14 protein-coding genes are annotated in these 16,902 nt (G+C 70.0%); 6 read left to right on the forward strand and 8 right to left on the reverse strand.

The genetic code is table 11. The features are described from left to right. Nucleotides 1-187: 187 nt before the first annotated feature. Genes ACPCJR_RS08235 through ACPCJR_RS08245 form a run of 3 tightly spaced genes read left to right on the forward strand, consistent with a single transcriptional unit; the run spans nt 188 to nt 3,575 of the window. Nucleotides 188-2,083, forward strand: a complete 1,896-nt coding sequence (locus ACPCJR_RS08235; RefSeq protein ID WP_391511692.1) for an MHYT domain-containing protein — start codon at nt 188-190, stop codon at nt 2,081-2,083. 2 nt (nt 2,084-2,085) lie between these two features. Continuing rightward, entirely contained in the window at nt 2,086-2,532 is a 447-nt protein-coding gene (locus ACPCJR_RS08240; RefSeq protein ID WP_391511693.1) for a response regulator, read from the forward strand. Then, nucleotides 2,529-3,575 (forward strand): sensor histidine kinase, encoded by a 1,047-nt coding sequence (locus ACPCJR_RS08245; protein ID WP_391511694.1) that lies wholly within the window; start codon nt 2,529-2,531, stop codon nt 3,573-3,575. The genes ACPCJR_RS08240 and ACPCJR_RS08245 overlap by 4 nt, the downstream gene beginning before the upstream one ends. A 185-nt stretch (nt 3,576-3,760) precedes the next feature. On the opposite strand, the gene ACPCJR_RS08250 is transcribed toward ACPCJR_RS08245, so the two are convergent. Together ACPCJR_RS08250 and ACPCJR_RS08255 are read right to left on the reverse strand one after the other, a co-directional pair. Next, complete coding sequence (locus ACPCJR_RS08250; protein WP_331285358.1) at nt 3,761-4,024, reverse strand: hypothetical protein; 264 nt, start codon at nt 4,022-4,024, stop codon at nt 3,761-3,763. A 129-nt stretch (nt 4,025-4,153) separates the two neighbouring features. Then, nucleotides 4,154-6,115 carry a cytochrome C oxidase Cbb3 gene (locus ACPCJR_RS08255; RefSeq protein WP_391511695.1) on the reverse strand — a complete coding sequence of 654 codons (1,962 nt, stop codon included), beginning with the start codon at nt 6,113-6,115 and terminating at the stop codon, nt 4,154-4,156. Between the two features lie 283 nt (nt 6,116-6,398). Here ACPCJR_RS08255 and ACPCJR_RS08260 point away from each other — a divergent pair, with 283 nt between their 5' ends. Then, on the forward strand, nt 6,399-7,142 hold the full coding sequence (locus tag ACPCJR_RS08260; protein ID WP_110353501.1) for a sigma-70 family RNA polymerase sigma factor: 744 nt from the start codon (nt 6,399-6,401) through the stop codon (nt 7,140-7,142). A gap of 224 nt (nt 7,143-7,366) precedes the next feature. On the opposite strand, the gene ACPCJR_RS08265 is transcribed toward ACPCJR_RS08260, so the two are convergent. Then, entirely contained in the window at nt 7,367-8,206 is an 840-nt protein-coding gene (locus ACPCJR_RS08265) for a class II glutamine amidotransferase (RefSeq protein WP_391511696.1), read from the reverse strand. Nucleotides 8,207-8,351: 145 nt separating this feature from the next. After that, nucleotides 8,352-10,121 (reverse strand): N-acetylglutaminylglutamine amidotransferase, encoded by a 1,770-nt coding sequence (locus ACPCJR_RS08270; protein ID WP_391511698.1) that lies wholly within the window; start codon nt 10,119-10,121, stop codon nt 8,352-8,354. 318 nt (nt 10,122-10,439) lie between these two features. Between ACPCJR_RS08270 and ACPCJR_RS08275 the strand changes: the two genes are divergently transcribed. Continuing rightward, nucleotides 10,440-10,802 (forward strand): hypothetical protein, encoded by a 363-nt coding sequence (locus ACPCJR_RS08275; RefSeq protein WP_391511699.1) that lies wholly within the window; start codon nt 10,440-10,442, stop codon nt 10,800-10,802. A 14-nt stretch (nt 10,803-10,816) separates the two neighbouring features. On the opposite strand, the gene ACPCJR_RS08280 is transcribed toward ACPCJR_RS08275, so the two are convergent. Together ACPCJR_RS08280 and ilvN are read right to left on the reverse strand one after the other, a co-directional pair. Continuing rightward, a complete protein-coding gene (locus tag ACPCJR_RS08280; RefSeq protein ID WP_391511700.1) occupies nt 10,817-11,461 on the reverse strand; it encodes a glutathione S-transferase family protein in 645 nt (214 codons plus the stop codon). 62 nt (nt 11,462-11,523) lie between these two features. After that, nucleotides 11,524-12,066, reverse strand: coding sequence for an acetolactate synthase small subunit (gene ilvN, locus ACPCJR_RS08285; protein ID WP_391511701.1), 543 nt, complete (start codon nt 12,064-12,066; stop codon nt 11,524-11,526). A gap of 95 nt (nt 12,067-12,161) precedes the next feature. Here ilvN and ACPCJR_RS08290 point away from each other — a divergent pair, with 95 nt between their 5' ends. Further along, nucleotides 12,162-13,052, forward strand: coding sequence for a class I SAM-dependent methyltransferase (locus ACPCJR_RS08290; RefSeq protein WP_391511702.1), 891 nt, complete (start codon nt 12,162-12,164; stop codon nt 13,050-13,052). Between the two features lie 63 nt (nt 13,053-13,115). Here ACPCJR_RS08290 and ACPCJR_RS08295 read toward each other — a convergent pair whose 3' ends face one another. Then, entirely contained in the window at nt 13,116-14,891 is a 1,776-nt protein-coding gene (locus ACPCJR_RS08295; RefSeq protein ID WP_391511703.1) for an acetolactate synthase 3 large subunit, read from the reverse strand. Nucleotides 14,892-15,220: 329 nt separating this feature from the next. Then, nucleotides 15,221-16,876, reverse strand: a complete 1,656-nt coding sequence (locus ACPCJR_RS08300; RefSeq protein WP_391511704.1) for a methyl-accepting chemotaxis protein — start codon at nt 16,874-16,876, stop codon at nt 15,221-15,223. Nucleotides 16,877-16,902: the final 26 nt, after the last annotated feature.

The raw sequence follows: 16,902 nt of genomic DNA on the forward strand, positions 1-16,902 counted from the left end.
GAGTTCGGCAGCTCCAGCGTGCCGAGAAAGGCCGATGGCGCGCGCGGACCGGGTACGTTAACCTATGAGGAACCGGGCGTTCTGCTGGCGTCCGTTTCGCGCTTCCTCGGAGCGCGGAGGACGCGGCGCGTGAGAAGCCTTCGCCGCCGCGCTTGAGACGTGACCAGCCCCGGGCCGCCCAACGACGATGGTTCACACCGGCTACGATCCGGCCCTGGTGGCGCTCTCCCTCGCCATCGCGATCCTCGCCTCCTACACCGCGCTCGATCTCGGCGCGCGGGTGCGGACGGCGCCGGGACGCTTTCGGCCGGCCTGGCTGCTCGGCGCCGCGGTGGCGATGGGCGGCGGCATCTGGTCGATGCACTTCGTCGGCATGCTGGCCTTCGAGATGGGGCTGCCGGCCGCCTACGATCTCGGCGTCACCCTGCTCTCTCTCCTTATTGCGGTGGGCGTCACCGGAGCGGCCCTGGCCTGGGTCGGCCGCCGCCGGGCGGGACGCCGGGACGTGCTCGTCGCGGGCCCGATCATGGGGATCGGCGTCGCGGCGATGCATTATACCGGCATGGCCGCGATGCGGGTGCCCGGCAGCCTCGCCTACAGCCTTCCGGTGGTGGCGCTCTCCGTCGCGATCGCCATCAGCGCGGCCACCGTGGCCCTCTGGCTCACCTTCCGGCCGACCAGCGTGTCGCAGAAGCTCGTCGCGGCGCTCGTCATGGGCGCGGCCGTGGCGGGCATGCACTATACCGGCATGGCCGCGGCCACCTTCACGGCGGAGGCGGCGGGCGCCCACGCCGCCCACATCGCGGCGGCGGGCGCCGACCAGAAGAACATTGCCCTCTCGGTGACCGGCGCGACCTTCGTCATCCTGTTCCTGGCGATGCTCGCCTCCGCGGTCGATCAGCAGCGCATCCAAGGCGATCTGCGCGCGAGCGAGGAGCGCTTCCGGGCCGCCGTTCGGGCGGTGCGTGGCGTGCTGTGGACCAACGATCCCGAGGGCCGCATGACTGGCGAGCAGCCGGGCTGGGCCGCCCTGACCGGGCAGAGCCGGGCGGAGTACGAGGGGTTCGGCTGGGCCGAGGCCGTGCACCCGGACGACCGAGAGGCGAGCGTCGCGGCCTGGAACGCGACGGTCGCGAGCCGGGGCACCTTCCTCCACGAGCACCGGGTGCGCGCGCGGGACGGCCTCTGGCGCCACTTCGCGATCCGCGCGGTTCCCGTGCTCGATGCCCACGGCGCCATCCGCGAATGGGTCGGCGTGCATACCGACATCACCGAGCAGCGCGAGGCCGAGGCCGAGCTGCGCGAATCGAACGAGGAGATCCAGCGCTACGCCTACATCGTCAGCCACGACCTGCGCGCGCCGCTCGTCAACGTGATGGGCTTCACCAGCGAGTTGGAGGCGGTACGGGAGGAGTTGCGCACCGTCCTGCGCGACCATCCGCAGGGCGCGCGCATCGACGGCGACATGGCGGAAGCCCTGGGCTTCATCCAGGCGGCCATCGCGAAGATGGAGCGGCTGATCGCGGCCATCCTGAAGCTGTCGCGCGAGGGGCGCCGCCGCTTCGCGCCCGAGCCTCTCGAGATGACGGGGCTGCTCCGGGGCATCGCCAACGCGCAGCGCCACCAGGCCGCCAGCCGGGGCGCGACGGTGACGGTGGCCGACGACCTGCCTGTGATCGTGACCGACCGACTCGCCGTCGAACAGGTCTTCGGCAACCTGATCGACAACGCCTTGAAGTATCTCGATCCCGACCGGCCCGGGCGCATCGAGGTCACGGCCCGGCCGGCTCCGGGCGATCGCATCCGGTTCGCGGTCTCGGACAACGGGCGCGGGATTGCGGCCCAGGATCACGGCCGCATCTTCGAGCTGTTCCGTCGCTCGGGCGTGCAGGACCGGCCGGGCGAGGGCATCGGCCTGGCCCACGTGAAAGCGCTGACGCGCGCGCTGGGCGGGCGGATCGAGGTGACCTCGCAGATCGGGGTCGGCACCACCTTTGTCGTGACGCTGCCCCGTGAGGCGGCTACAGGCGGCGGGACGGCCGAAGCGCCCCAGCCCGAACCGATGACCCTGGCCGCGGAGTGACCATGCAGCCGCCCATCCAAGCCGTCACCATCGTGATGATCGAGGACGACGAGGGTCATGCCCGCCTCATCGAGCGCAACATCCGCCGCGCCGGGGTGAGCAACGAGATCGTACCGTTCCGCGACGGCACCACGGCGCTGGACTTCCTGCTGGGTCCCGACGGCTCGGGCGAGGCCAGCGCCCGGCGCCACCTCCTGATCCTGCTCGATCTCAACCTGCCGGACATGACCGGCATCGACATCCTGGAGCGGATCAAGGCCAACCCGCACACCAAGCGCTCCCCCGTCGTGGTGCTCACCACCACCGACGACGCCCGCGAGATCCAGCGCTGCTACGATCTCGGGGCGAACGTCTACATCACCAAGCCGGTCAACTACGAGGGCTTCTCCAACGCCATCCGCCAGCTGGGGCTGTTCTTCTCGGTGATCCAGGTTCCCGAGAACTCATGAGCGACGCCCCTCCGGCCCCCTGCCGCATCCTCTACATCGACGACGATCCGGGCCTCGGGCGGCTGGTGCAGCGCGGGCTCCAGGCCCGAGGCCATTCCGTCGAGCTGGCCCCGAACGGGGAGGCGGGACTGGCGCGGGCGCGGGCCGGCGGGATCGACCTGATCGCCCTCGACCATCACATGCCGGACCAGACCGGCCTCGACCTGCTGCCGGCCCTGCGCGCGCTGCCGGAGCCGCCGCCGATCATCTACGTGACGGGCTCGGAGGACAGCCGCGTGGCGGTGGCCGCCCTGAAGGCGGGCGCGGTCGATTACGTCTGGAAGGACGTGCAGGGCCAGTTCCGCGAACTGCTCGGCGAGGCCGTGGACACCGCGCTCCGGCAGGAAGCGTTGCGGCGCGACAAGGAGCGGGCGGAGGCCGCCGTGCGCGAGGCGCGCGACCGGGCCGAATTGCTCTTGCGCGAGGTCAACCACCGGGTCGCCAACTCGCTGACCCTGGTGGCGGCGCTGGCGCGCCTGCAGACCAATGCCGTGACCGATCCGGCGGCCAAGGAGGCTTTGGAGGAAATGCAGGCGCGCATCTCGGCCATCGCCGGCATCCACCGGCGGCTCTACACCTCGCAGGACGTCGAGGCCGTCGAGCTCGACGCCTATCTGAGCGGGCTCGTAGAGGAATTGCAGCTCGCCATGAAGGCGTCGGGCCGCGACCACGCGATCCGCCTCCAGGCCGAGCCGATCCGGCTCGCCACCGACAAGGCCGTCTCGCTCGGCGTCGTCGTGACCGAACTCGTCACCAACGCCTACAAATACGCCTATCCCGGCGGCACCCAGGGCGAGATCCGGGTGCAGGTGATGCGCGAGGGGCCCGATACGCTCTCGCTGGCGGTCGAGGATGACGGCGTCGGCTGGACGGGGGAGGGCGAGGCGAAGGGGACCGGTCTCGGCTCGCGCATCATCCGCGCCATGGCCTCCAATCTGCGCTCGGTCCTGACCTACGCGCCGGGCCGGACCGGCACGCGGGCGGTGCTGTCGTTCCAGACCTGACGGCGGCGACGATCGAAACCCCGTGTTGACGCTGGCCGCGAGGGGGCCGTCTCGGTTCGAATTTCGATGAACCGGACCGCGGACGGCAGGTTAGACCCCGTACAGGTCTGCTTCCTGTTTTCTCCCTGGACTTCGACCCGCCCGGCCTCGGCCGGCGCGGGTTTCTTTTCGTGCCCGCACAGCCGTCAGAAGCGGCGGCAGCGGGGCGGACCGTCGCCCGCGAGCGAGCCCGGCACCACGCGGCCGCCGGCCGCCTCGCAGACGGAGCGGAACGGCTTCTCGGGCCGGTGAAACCCCCAGATCGCGATCATCGGCGCGACCATGATGAACACCGTCATGCCCATGATGAAGGCCGGAAACCATTCCGGCATGCGTCGCGGCGGCTCGGGCCGGATCGGGGGGAGGGGAGCCAAGAAGGCCAGGAGCGGAAGCCAGTCCGGAACGCTCATGGATCGGCCTCTCTTTACGTCGGCGCGGACCCGACCGGGGCCCTCACCGGACAACCTCCGGTGCCCTGCATTGGATCACAGGATGCCGCCCGGAAGTAGGCGGGCGCGGGGTCGCACCATCTACCCCGCTCAGGGCACCGGCACCGCCTCGGTCAGCCGGACGACGGAGAGCAGGTAGGCAACGAGGGCGGCTTGGTCCTCAGGCAGGATACCGGCCTCCGCATCCGCCCAGTAGGCGTGGCCCTCGCCGGTGACGCGGGCGGTCTTCGCCTTGCCGGACGCCCTGTTCGCCGCCACGACCTGGGCCCGCAGGCTCCGGTCCACCAGCGCCCGCAGGCTGTTGGCGGGATCGGGCAGGACGCCGGCATCGAGGGTGCCCGGCACGCCGAGCTGCCGCTCGGCGTCGGGTCCGACCGAGACGCCGGAATCGTGCAGGTAGGGCGCGCTCCAGGCCAGCCCGACGAGATTGGGCACCTTGTAGCCGCCCTTCGTTCCCGCATGCGCCCAGGCGAGCCGAAGCTGCGTCAACGCCTCGCCCTCGACGGGAATCGGGACCGTCTTCGCGTCCGGCGGCAGCGGAAAGGGCGTGTCCGTGGCAAAGATGGCGGGCGGCGCCAGATGGGCCTCCATCCGGACCGTCGCGCGCGCGCGGCTCGGCTCGGTGCCGATTTCCTCGATCGGGACCACCCGGTTGTTGGTGAGCGCAGGTCCCGAGTGGCAACCGGCGCATCCGGCCCGCTCGAACACCGCGCGCCCCCGCGCCCGTTGCGCGGCGTCGGCGGAGACCGCGTCGGGTGCCCGCAGGAGGTTCTGGAAGGCCGACATGGCGTTGTTGGCGTAGTTGGCCGGCTCCCCCGCGACGGAGGCGAGCAGGCTGTTGTCGGTCATGTAGTTGGTGGCGGGAAAGTTCGGCAGCACGGCGTAGCTGTTGAGGCCGGGCGTGCCCGGTGTCGGGTCGGCGGCGGCCAGCACCTGCGTCGGCTGCCTGCCCGAGGCCGGATCGAAGCGCAGCGCCCCGGCGGCCGCCCCCTGCAGGACCGTGCCGAGATAGAGTTCGGGATCGAGGCCGAACAGCACCTTGGCCGCCCGCGTCTGCTGCGTGGTGTCGGAATTGGCGGCGTGGACGTTGTTGTTGAGCGCCGAGAGTCCCTTGAACGGCCCGATGCCGGCGCGCCCGCTCCAGCTGTAGGGCTCGCCATAGGCGGAGAAGCTCGACGGGATCGAGGTCGGGTTGGTCTCGCGGTCGGCCGAGGAATCGAAGCTGCCGGCCGGCCAGCTCGCGACCTGCACCTTCGCGGCGGCCTCGAAGGCCTCGCGGTCCGGCAGGGTCACCCTGCCCCCGTCCTCACCGGTCACGGCGCGGGCGGGATCGCCGGGATGCGTGGCCGGGTCGGCGCTGCCGTGCATGAAGTAGGCCGTCGAATTGATCGCCAGCGCCATCAGCAGCCCGGCATTGAGGTCGGTGTTGGGCGCGCCCTCCACCACCTTGCCGGAGGCCGGGTCGACCGCCGCGTGACAGAGGGCGCAGGTGATGCCCATGCGCAGGTGGCCGCGATCGTAGAAGGCGCGGATGCCGAGGATGAAGGCGGAGCCGCGCGGCACGTCGAGCCCCGTCGGCACCAATTCCCCCTTCTTCCAGGTGCGTTCGCCGACGGTGACATCGCGCGCCATGCGGACCTGAAGGTTCGACGTGCCTTGCCCGGCGAGCAGGGCGATGGCGCGAGCGACCTCGTAGGGCGTGATGCCGCCGTCGAGCATGCCCATCACGTCGGTGAGAAACACCTCGTTGCCGAAGGTCTCGCGGTAGAAGGCGTCGCGTCCGCGCTCGATCAGGGCCGCGTCGATCGCCACGGCGCCGCGGTCAGGCGAGAGCTGTTCGCGGCCCTCCGCCGTCGCCGTCAGCCGCTCGGCTTCGTCCCGCCCGACGCGCCGGCCGAGGATGTCGAAGGCGGTCTCGGGGTGATAGCGCCCGGGATTGAGCAGGTCGCCCTCGCCGGGCATCGGTGCGTGGCTGAAGCGGGCCAGGGCGCCGATAGCGACGCCTCCGGCCACGATCCCGGAAGCGACGAGAAGACGAAGCGGCCAGCCCATGCGCAGTCGTTGACCCTCGAACCCTGCGGCGGTCGTCCGCGGTTCGACAACCGCGTCACGGCGAAGTTGTTCGTGCCAGGACGCATGAACTCAAGCTGTCGCATCGTACAGCCATCGGTACGGAGGCAGACAGAAGCTCGGCGGTCGAAGCAGCGCGACCGGGATAACGATCCGCTGCACTGGTACTAATAATCTATGTAGGCGCAGGCGCAGGGAATTCGCGGGACAAATCGGCAGCCGGGGCATGACCCCGGCCCAAGTCCGTGACCTACCACAGGACCTGATGCCAAAGACTGCCTTCGAAATGTCCGCCCCGCCGCTCGGCGAGGCCCCCATGCTCCCTGCCGGTATCCAGCAGCGTCTCGGAGCCCTTCTCGCCGAAGCCTATGCCCAGATGCCGGGCACCCCGAGTGCCGGGGCCGGCCGGTTCGACGCCCTGCTCGCGCGGTTGGAAACCGTCCTCGTCGCCCAGGAGGGCAAGGACGAAGAGTCGTTCCGCTCCGCCATCATCGAGATGACGCCGCGCCTCTACAACTTCGCGATGTCGCTGACGAAGAACCCCTCGGCCGCCGACGACCTCGTTCAGGACACCTTCCTGCGGGCGTGGCGGAGCCGGTCGCGCTTCACCGTCGGCACCAATCTCGGCGCGTGGCTGTTCACGATCATGCGCAACGCCTTCTACTCGCGCCACCGCAAGGAGGTGCGCGAGGTGGCCGACAGCGACGGCGACTACGCCGAGCGCCTCGCCGCCGCCCCGGAGCAATCCGGCCATGTCGATCTCATGGACGCGCAGACGGCCCTCGCCAAGTTGCCGCTGCCGATGCGGCAGGCGCTGATCCTCGTGGCGATCGAGAACCTCAGCTACGAGGAGGCCGCGACGGTGATGAATTGCCGGATCGGCACGGTGAAGAGCCGCGTCTGGCGCGCCCGCGAACAGCTCGCCCAGATCCTCGGCTACAGCGCCGCCGATGTCGGCTCCGACGGCATGACGCTCTCGGCCGTCGGCGGCACCACCTGGGTGACCTGAAAACGGAATCCGGCCCCGGATCACCCGGGGTCGTGGCCGCTTCATATCGTCTCCGGTTGATTGCTTCGGCCTTTGCCCCACCCCGTCATCGCGAGGCGGAGCCGAAGCGACCCAGAGCGAGACCTGTCCGGGCGACCTGTCCGGACGCTGCGGAACCCTGGATTGCCACGGCTTCGCCTCGCAAAGACGACGGAAGAGATTAAAGCGATCAAACGCAAACCTTATCAGGCGCTCAGCTGCAATTGCAGGTGCGGCAGGCCGGAGCGGCGTGCCAGCCCGAATTCCTTGAGAGACAGAACCTCGACCGGCTCGTCCTTGCGGGCGATCACGACGCTGTTGTCGGGCACCGGCGTCCAGGTCGCATGCTCCTTGTCCAGCGGCTCCGAGACGACGACGACGCCGTCGGCGGACTGGCGGTAATACATGCTGTTGGCCGCGTCGTTGGCCGCGTAGCGGAAGGCGTAGAGGTCGCGCCCGTCGGCCAGAGCCGCCGTGAAGCGGAAGGGATGGCCGTCCTCGATGCCGCCGACCAGCTCCGTCACGGCGGCCAGCGCCCGCGCCGTCGCGGTGATCGGGTCGTGCTTCGTCTCGCAGGCCATCAGGCCCTGACCCAGGATCGCCAGGAACAGCGCCTCCGAATCCGTCGTGCCGTTGCGCGAGGGGTAGAGTTCGTCGGGGATCAGCGCCTCGACCGGCCGGCGCAGGCGCGCCCAGTCGCCGATATAGCCGTTATGCATGAACAGCCACGGGCCGCAGGCGAAGGGGTGGCAGTTCGGCCGCGTGATCGGCGTACCCGTGGCCGCCCGCACATGGGCGAAGAACAGGTGCGAGTGCAGGTGCCGGCAGATGTAGCGCAGGTTCTCGTCGGACCAGGCGGGCTGCACCTCGCGGAAGCGGCCCGGCTCCGGGTGATCGCCGTACCATCCCAGCCCGAACCCGTCGCCGTTGGTGCTCGCGGTCGATTCGAGCGCCTTGATGCTCTGCGAGACCAGCGAATGCGCCGGCTCCGTCACGTAGTGCTCGAGCGGTATCGTGCGGCCCCGATAGGCGATCCAGCGGCACATGCTCTCGGGCCTCCCCCAAACGGTGCGTTCTTGCCCGCCGCGCTTCGTGGATGATCGTGGAGAATCCGCGTCACCTTGAGCGCAATTCTCCGCGCCGCACGACGATCTGCACGGCGCCTCATGCGCCCAACGCGGGGCCAGCCGATCAGATGCCGTGCGATTGCAGCCACGCTTCGAGTAGCGATACCTGCCAGAGCTTGGAATTGCCCTTCGGCGTCAGCGTCCCGTCCGGATCGGCGAGGAGGCGGTCGACGTAGGCGCGATTGAAGATCCCGCGTTCGCGCGCCGCCGGCCGGTCGAGCACATCGCGCACGAAATCCATGAACGGCCCGCGGATGTGCTTCAGGGCGGGAACCGGAAAATAGCCCTTCGGCCGGTCGATCACCTCCGCCGGAACGACGGCGCGAGCCGCCTCCTTGAGGATGTATTTTCCCCCGTCGCGCACCTTCAGCTCCGCCGGGATACGGGCGGCGAGTTCCACGAGTTCGTGATCGAGGAACGGGACGCGCGCCTCCAGCCCGCAGGCCATGGTCATGTTGTCGACCCGCTTGACCGGATCGTCCACGAGCATGATCCGCTGGTCGAGGTCGAGGGTCTTGTCGATGGCGCTCGCGCTCCGCGACTCCGCGAAGAAGCGGGCGATGTAGTCGCGGCTGTGATCCTCGCCGAGGTAATCGGGGGTGAGCGCCTCGCGCATCTCCGCGTGGTCGCGGTCGAAATAGGCCCTGGCGTAATCGGCGGTCGGGTCGGTCGAGCCCATCAGCTTCGGGTACCAGTGGTAGCCGCCGAACACCTCGTCGGCGCCCTGGCCGCTCTGGATCACCTTCACATGGCGGGCGACCTCTTGCGAGAGCAGCAGGAAGGCCACCGCGTCGTGGCTCATCTGCGGCTCGGCCATGGCCTGGATCGCCGCAGGCAGCGCCTCCAGGGTGCGCGAGCCGTCGACGACGAGCTTGGCGTGATCGGTCTCGAAGCGCTCGGCGATGATGTCGGAATACTTGAACTCGTCGCCCTCGACGCCGTTCACTGCGTCGAAGCCGACCGAGAAGGTCTTGAGCCCGCTCTGGCCGTTCCTGGCCAGCAGCGCCACGATGACCGACGAGTCGAGGCCGCCCGAGAGCAGCACTCCGGTCGGCACGTCGGCGATCTGGCGGCGGGCCACGGCGACGCCGAGGGAATCGAGCACGGCCGCGCGCCAATCCGCCTCGGTCATGGCGCGGTCCTCGTCCCGCGGGCCTATCCTGAGCGACCAGTAGGTCTCCTCCCGGCGCGCGCCGTCGGGCTCGAAGGTGAGCGTCGTGGCGGGATGGAGCTTCCGCACGCCCTTGAGGATCGTCAGCGGGGCCGGCACGCCGGCATGCCAGCTCATGTAGTGGTGCAACGCGACCGGATCGATCGACGTATCGACATCCCCGGCGGCGAGCAGGGCCGGCAGCGCGGAGGCGAAGCGGAAGCGCCCGGCCGTCTCGGCGTAGTAGAGCGGCTTGATGCCGAGCCGGTCGCGGGCGAGCATCACCCGGCCGGTCTCGCGCTCATGCACGGCAAAGGCGAACATGCCGAGGAAGCGCTTCACGCAGTCCCGGCCCCAGGCGTGATAGGCCTTGAGCACCACCTCGGTGTCGCTCGTGGAGAAGAAGCGGTAGCCCCTGCCCGTCAGCTCCTCGCGCAGTTCCCTGTAGTTGTAGATGCAGCCGTTGAAGACGAGGCTGAGGCCGAGTTCCGGATCGACCATCGGTTGCCGCCCGGTCTCCGACAGGTCGATAATCTTCAGCCGGCAATGGCCGAAGGCCACGCGGCCCTCCTCGCGGAGGCCGCTCGCATCGGGTCCGCGCGGGCGGAGGACCGTCATCATCGCTTCGACGGCCCCCCGATCGGCCCGTCCTCCGAAGCTGATCTCCCCGCAGATTCCGCACATCGCCGCCGGCTGTCCTCGTGCTTCAGTGGCCCGACCTGAGCGGCAGAACCGTGGATCGTCCCGTCCGTTCCCCGCCGCCCGTCCTTTCGACCGCCCGCGACGATGCTTCCGGTGTCGGCCGCGAAGCGATTTCCGGACCAGCCGCGTATCCTCCGCTGCAGGGAAGAGCCCGGCACCCTGAGAGTCGTAGGCCGGCCGGCGGCGGCTGCCGGATCGAACACGGACGGAAACTGGGCCGTCCGTCGGCGACTTGCTCCCCTGCGAGGCAGTCCGGCGACGGTCGCGGACCGGCTCGGCGCAGAGGGGACGTTCGCAAAGATGGTTCTTCGCTCCGAAACTCCGCCGCCGCCGGCCGACCGCGTTCCGGAGGCGCCCCCGCCCTCGCGCGATCCGACCCTTCCGCAGCTGAAGGCGGAGATCGATTCGGGCCGGACCGGAGACAAGAATCCGGCCCAGGACCCGGGGCTCTCGCCGCTCGGCACCGACGACGAGGCCGCCGGGCGCCCGGCGGAGGCTTCCCGCATCGCCCTGGCCCGGGATGCGGAGACGACGCCGCGGCGGGGCCGGGCCTCGCGGATGCACACGAGCCACGGCGCCAACCGCTGGGTCATGCCGACTTATATCGGCATCGTCCTCGCGGTCGCCGTCGTGATCGCGCTGGCGGTGTGGTTCCTGCGGTAGAACCCGACGATGCCTCAGGCCGGAAGCGTCAGCCCCTCGCGGGCGAACACCGTCCGAACGGCAGGGCGCTCGGCCAGGCGCCGAGCATGGGCGGTCCAGGCCGGGAAGCGGGCCGGCATGTCGAAGCCGATGGTCGCGCCGCGCGCCCAGTTCCAGAACACCATCAGGTAGGGATCGACAATGCAGTAGCGCTCGCCCAGCGCCCAGCCGCCGTTCGAGAGTCGCACCTCGGTCATGGTGCAGAGGTCGCCGAAGGTGTCGGCACCCTTGGCGCGGATCTCAGGGTACGCCGCCTCGTCGGCGCTGTAGCGCTCGGGCCGGCGGACATGGGCATAGGCGATGTGGTGGCCGGTCGAAAGCCAGGCGAGCCACTCGTCGACGACGGCCTGTTCGCGGGGATCGTCGGGCAGGAGCCCGGCTTCGGGATGCGAGCGGGCGAGGTGGCGCAGGATCGCCGCGCTCTCGGTGAGCACCCAGCCGTCCTCGTAGAGGGCCGGGACGCGCCCGCGCTCGTTCACCGCGAGGTATTCCGGCGCCCGCTGGTCGCCCTTGGCGAGATCGAGGCGGATCGTCTCGTAGGGTACACCGATCTCCTCCAGCACGATGTGCGAGGCGAGCGAGCAGGCGCCGGGGGCGTAATAGAAGGTGCGGGCGGTCATGGAATCCCTCGTCGCTGCGGACGGCGCCCAGGAAGGATAGCGCCGTCCACGAGCAGGCCCAGCTACAGCGGCTCCGCGCCGCGGCCCATGGCGGCGATGCCCGTGCGGGAAATCTCCACGAGGCCGATCACCGTGAGGAGGCGGATGAAGCGGTCGATCTCCTCGGTCGAGCCGGTCAGCTCGAACACGAAGGAATTCAGCGTGGCGTCGAGCGTGCGGGCGCCGAAGGCGGAGGCCAGCCGCAGGGCCTCGCTGCGGTGCTCGCCGGTGCCCGCCACCTTCACGAGGCAGAGTTCCCGCTCCAGCGCCTGCCCCTGGAGCGTCAGGTCGACGACCCGATGCACCGGCACCAGCCGGTCGAGCTGCGCCTTGATCTGGTCGATCACCGCGTTGGTGCCGGTTGTGACAATGGTGATGCGCGAGAGGTGGCGCGCCTCCTCCGTCTCGGAGACGGTCAGGCTCTCGATGTTGTAGCCGCGGCCGGAGAACAGGCCGGCGATCCGGGCGAGGGCGCCGGGCTCGTTGTCCACGATCACCGCGAGCGTGTGGCGGTTGACGGTCTCGACCCGGGTGGGCTCGGGGTAGTGGGTGTTCATCGCGTTCATCTTGCAGCGTCCCTCGTCTTGAACTGTTGCACCCCGGCCGCGGCCCGCGCCGAGGCGCTGGACCCGCCCGCCGACGGCGTGATACCGGCCGCGCCATGGATCGGCGCCAGCGTGTCTTGAATCTCGTCGTGCCGCAGGGCCGAACCGGCGTCGAGATCGGTCCCCTCACGCATCCGATCGTCCTGAAGAGCGACGGCGACGTGCTCTACGCGGACCACCTGCCGACGGAGGAACTCCGCCGCCAGTACCGGGGCCACCCGACGCTCGGCCCCGCCGGCATCGACGGCATCCTGCCCGTGGACGTGGTGCTCGGGCCCGGCGGCCTTGCCGAGGCGCTCGGCGCGCGCGGACCGGTCGATTACATCGTCGCGTCCCACGTCGTCGAGCACGTCCCCGATCCGATCCGCTGGCTGCGCGAGGCGGGCGACGCCCTGCGGGAGGGCGGCGTGTTCTGCCTCATCGTGCCCGACAAGCGCTTCACCTTCGACCATTTCCGCACGCCCACCAGCGTCGGCGCGCTCGTCGCCGCGCATCTCGCGGGTCTCGACCGGCCGACGATCGCCACGGTCTACGAGCATTTCGCCCGGGCCTGCCCGGTCGATGCGGGGCGCATCTGGAAGGGTGAAGCCGTGCCGGTGAGGCCGATCAGCGGCGGCCCCGGACAGGCCCTGTCGATCGCCGCCGGCATCGCCGAGACCGGCGCATCCGTTGACGTGCATTGCACGGTCTTCACGCCCTACAGCTTCGCCCGCGCGCTCTCGGAAGTGATCGGCCTCGATCTGCTGCCGTTCGAATGCGCGGCCCTGGAGCCGACGCGCGTGCGGGAGGACGAATTCTTCGTCCTCCTGCGCAAGCGCAGCGACCGGACGGCAGCGCAGCGTGCGGCGAGCGTCCCGCATCTCGACCCGCGCCGCCACGACGCCCTTCCGCAGCCGGACTGGCGACAACGGCTCGCCGGACGCTGGCGCCGGGGGCTCTCGCGATGAGAGCCCCGACGCCGGTGCTGTGATCGGGCCGCGCATGGCCGGGCCGTCGAGGTTAAGAGCCGGTCAGACCAGCATCTTGCCCTCGGCCGAGATGACATCGCCGAGTTCCACCCCGGTCTCGCCGAGATAGTCGGAGAGCAGCATCTCGTTATGCGCCTTGCCCGAGGGGATCATCGGGAAGCAGTTCTCGGTCTTGTCGACGATGCAGTCGAAGATCACCGGACCGTCATAGTCCAGCATCTCCTGGATCGCCGCGTCGAGCTCACCAGGCTTCTCGCAGCGGATGCCCTTGGCGCCGTAGGCCTCGGCCAGCTTGACGAAATCCGGCAGGCTTTCCGAGTAGCTCTGGGAGTAGCGCGAGCCGTGCAGCAGTTCCTGCCACTGGCGCACCATGCCCATGTACTCGTTGTTCAGGATGAAGATCTTGACCGGCAGCCGGTACTGCACTGCCGTCGACATCTCCTGGATGTTCATCAGGATCGAGGCCTCGCCCGCGATGTCGATGACGAGACCGTCGGGGTTGGCGAGCTGCGTGCCGATCGCCGCCGGCAGGCCGTAGCCCATGGTGCCGAGACCTCCGCTCGTCATCCAGCGGTTCGGCTCATCGAACTTGAAGTACTGCGCCGCCCACATCTGGTGCTGGCCGACCTCCGTCGTGACGAAGGTCTTGCGGTCCTTGCAGGCCTCGTAGAGCCGCTGCACCGCGTATTGCGGCTTGATGATCGTGCCCGAGGGCCAGTAGGCGAGGCAGTCGCGCGACTTCCAGCGGCTGATCTTGTTGAACCAGTCCTCCATCCGTGCCTTGTCGGGCTGGCGCAGCAGGGCGCGCCACTGGGCCAGCATCTCCTCCAGCACCGCGGCGCAGTCGCCGAGGATGCCGACATCGACCTTGACGACCTTGTTGATGGACGAAGCGTCGACATCGACGTGGATCTTCTTCGAGAACGGCGCGAAGGCGTCGAGACGGCCGGTGATGCGGTCGTCGAAGCGCGCGCCGATGCAGATCATCACGTCGCAATCGTGCATCGCGAGGTTGGCCTCGTAGGTGCCGTGCATGCCCAGCATCCCGAGGAACCGGTCGTCGGAGGCCGGGAAGGCGCCCAGACCCATCAGCGTGGAGGTGACGGGAAAGCCCGTCTCGGCCACGAGTTCGCGCAGGAGCCGCGAGGCCTCCGGCCCCGAGTTGATGACGCCGCCGCCGGTGTAGAAGATCGGCCGGCGGGCGCCCGCCATCAGCTCGACCGCGGCGCGGATCTTCTCCGCGTCGCCCTTGACCGGCGGCTTGTAGGTCTTGTGGCCGTCCTGCTCCGGGCGGCTGTAGACGCCGGACGCGAACTGGATGTCCTTGGGCAGGTCGATGACGACCGGGCCCGGGCGTCCGTGGCTCGCGACGTAGAACGCCTCGTGCAGGATGCGCGGCAGGTCCTCGATCGATTTGACGAGGTAGTTGTGCTTCGTGCAGTGGCGCGTGATGCCGACCGTGTCGCATTCCTGGAAGGCGTCCGAGCCGATCAGGTGCGTCGGAACCTGGCCCGTGACGGCGACGAGCGGGATCGAATCCAGCATCGCGTCGGTCAGGCCCGTGACGATGTTGGTGGCACCCGGGCCGGAGGTGACGAGGACGACGCCGACCTTGCCCGAGGAGCGGGCATAGCCCTCGGCGGCGTGCACCGCGCCCTGCTCGTGGCGGACCAGAACGTGGTTGATCGTGGTCTCGTCGAAGAGCGCGTCGTAGATCGGAAGCACGGCGCCGCCCGGATAGCCGAACAGGGTGTCCACGCCCTGATCCTGGAACGCCCGGATGACCATCTGGGCACCGGTCATGACCTCGCCGCTCATCGACTCCTCCATCAATCCGTTCTTCGTGGTCCGGTCCGCATGTCGGCCCGCTGGATTTCGCGCAACAAAAAAGGGCCCCGAGGGACCCTGCATGCGCCACCGACCGGGTCTGCCGGGCTTGTTCTCAAGCCCGCCCCGTCCGTGGCGCTTCCGTTACGATAAGACCCGTGCGCATCGTGGATCCGTCTGCCGACCACCCGCCGATCATCGACGGAGTGAGGGGCGCGGAGTAAGCGATCCCCGCTGTCCCGTCAATCCGTACGATTCTTTTTCATAACCATGACGGCGGCAGAGCTTGAACGCACTGCCGCCTGCGCGGCGGCGCGGCTTCAGGCGGCGCGGATCGTGCCGAGGAAGCGGCCCACCTCCATCGTCAGATGCTCGGATTGCCGCGATAGCTCGGAGGCCGAGGCGAGCACCTGCGCAGCGGCCGCTCCGGTCTCTTCCGAGGCCCGCGCGACGTCGGCGATGGTCGCGGTCACCGCGCCGGTTCCGCTCGCCGCCTGGGCGACGTTGCGAACGATCTCCTGGGTGGCCGCACCCTGCTGCTCCACGGCCGCGGCGATGCCGGTGGCGACGCCGCTGATCTCGCGGATGCGCGCCGTGAAGTCGCCGATGGCGGCCACCGCCTCGCCGGTCGCACCCTGCACCCGGCCGATCTGGCTCGAGATCTCCTCGGTGGCCCGCGCGGTCTGGCTGGCGAGGTCCTTGACCTCGGCGGCCACCACGGCGAAGCCGCGGCCGGCCTCGCCCGCCCGCGCCGCCTCGATGGTGGCGTTGAGCGCCAGAAGGTTCGTCTGCCCGGCAATGGTCGAGATCAGCCCGACCACGTCGCCGATCCGGCTCACGACCGCGTCGAGTTCGTGAACGAGGGCGCCGGTCCGATCGGCCTGCGCCACCGCGCTCTGCGCCAGCGCGGAGGAGTTCGACACCTGCCGGGCGATCTCCTGCACCGAGGCGCCGAGTTCCTCCGCTGCCGCCGCGACGGTGCCGACGTTGGAAGCCGCCTCCTCGGCCGCACCTGCGACGATGCCGGAACGGCTCGCCGTCTGCGCGGCGGTGGCGGACATGGTGTCGGCCGTGATCGTCAATTCGGAGGCCGAGGTCGAGACCGTGCCGAGGACGCCGCCGATGGCCCGCTCGAAGTTCTCGGCAACCGTGCGCAGGGCGTGCCGCCGCTGCTCCTCGGCCGAGGCCCGGGCAAGCGCCGCCGCCTCTTCGAGGGCGCGCGTGCGGATCAGGCTCTCCTTGAAGACCTGCACGGCCGCGGCCATGCCGCCGATCTCGTCGCGCCGGCCGAGGCCCGGCACCTCGGCCGCGACGTCCCCTTCGGCGAGGCGGGTCATCGTGCCGCCGATTCCGGCGAGCGGGCGAAGGACGCGGCGGACGCTGAGCCAGAGCAGGCCCATGGCGACGAGGATCATGAGTCCGCCGACGAGGGCCGCCTGTTGCATCATCCGATCGAGGCCGGCCAGCACGTCGGTCCGCTTCAGGCCGACATAGAGGATACCCGAGACCTGCCCGTCGGCGCCGCGCAAAGGCTCGTAGACCGTCAGGTAGGGCGCGCCGAGGATGTCGGCCTCGCCGCGATAGGTCTCGCCGCGGCCCAGCACGGCCTCGTGGACGGGCCCGGCCGCGAGCCGGGTTCCGACGGCGCGGCTGCCATCCGGCTGACGCAAGGTGGTCGCGACGCGACGATCTCCCGCGAAGACGGTGGCCGTACCGCCGGTGACGCTGGCGACCCGATCGACCGCGGCCTCGGCAGCCGAGCGATCCTGCTGACCCGATCCAAGGCCGGCCCGCAGCAGACGCAGGCTGCTGTCCAGGGCCTCGGCCGCCCGGGCATGCATGACGGCGCGCGCCTCGCTCACGAGGTAGCCGCCCACGGCCAGCGTCGCGACCAGTACGATCAGGCTTCCGAGAACGGCGACGCGGCTGGCGAGGGACAATCGAACCGTCCGTCGCGCGCGGTGAACTTCATTCATGACAACTCCTTCGGCAGCGGCCTTCC

The organism is Methylobacterium sp. NPDC097929, assembly GCF_049543375.1.
In the GTDB taxonomy this organism is placed as follows: domain Bacteria; phylum Pseudomonadota; class Alphaproteobacteria; order Rhizobiales; family Beijerinckiaceae; genus Methylobacterium.

Coding starts and splice junctions, on each gene's coding strand:
- ACPCJR_RS08280 (WP_391511700.1), bottom strand. CDS start 11,461: ATGACCGCCCGCACCTTCTATTACGCCCCCGGCGCCTGCTCGCTCGCC.
- ACPCJR_RS08290 (WP_391511702.1), top strand. CDS start 12,162: ATGGATCGGCGCCAGCGTGTCTTGAATCTCGTCGTGCCGCAGGGCCGA.
- ACPCJR_RS08270 (WP_391511698.1), bottom strand. CDS start 10,121: ATGTGCGGAATCTGCGGGGAGATCAGCTTCGGAGGACGGGCCGATCGG.
- ACPCJR_RS08235 (WP_391511692.1), top strand. CDS start 188: ATGGTTCACACCGGCTACGATCCGGCCCTGGTGGCGCTCTCCCTCGCC.
- ACPCJR_RS08255 (WP_391511695.1), bottom strand. CDS start 6,115: ATGGGCTGGCCGCTTCGTCTTCTCGTCGCTTCCGGGATCGTGGCCGGA.
- ilvN (WP_391511701.1), bottom strand. CDS start 12,066: ATGAACGCGATGAACACCCACTACCCCGAGCCCACCCGGGTCGAGACC.
- ACPCJR_RS08295 (WP_391511703.1), bottom strand. CDS start 14,891: ATGAGCGGCGAGGTCATGACCGGTGCCCAGATGGTCATCCGGGCGTTC.
- ACPCJR_RS08260 (WP_110353501.1), top strand. CDS start 6,399: ATGCCAAAGACTGCCTTCGAAATGTCCGCCCCGCCGCTCGGCGAGGCC.
- ACPCJR_RS08240 (WP_391511693.1), top strand. CDS start 2,086: ATGCAGCCGCCCATCCAAGCCGTCACCATCGTGATGATCGAGGACGAC.
- ACPCJR_RS08265 (WP_391511696.1), bottom strand. CDS start 8,206: ATGTGCCGCTGGATCGCCTATCGGGGCCGCACGATACCGCTCGAGCAC.
- ACPCJR_RS08250 (WP_331285358.1), bottom strand. CDS start 4,024: ATGAGCGTTCCGGACTGGCTTCCGCTCCTGGCCTTCTTGGCTCCCCTC.
- ACPCJR_RS08275 (WP_391511699.1), top strand. CDS start 10,440: ATGGTTCTTCGCTCCGAAACTCCGCCGCCGCCGGCCGACCGCGTTCCG.
- ACPCJR_RS08245 (WP_391511694.1), top strand. CDS start 2,529: ATGAGCGACGCCCCTCCGGCCCCCTGCCGCATCCTCTACATCGACGAC.
- ACPCJR_RS08300 (WP_391511704.1), bottom strand. CDS start 16,876: ATGAATGAAGTTCACCGCGCGCGACGGACGGTTCGATTGTCCCTCGCC.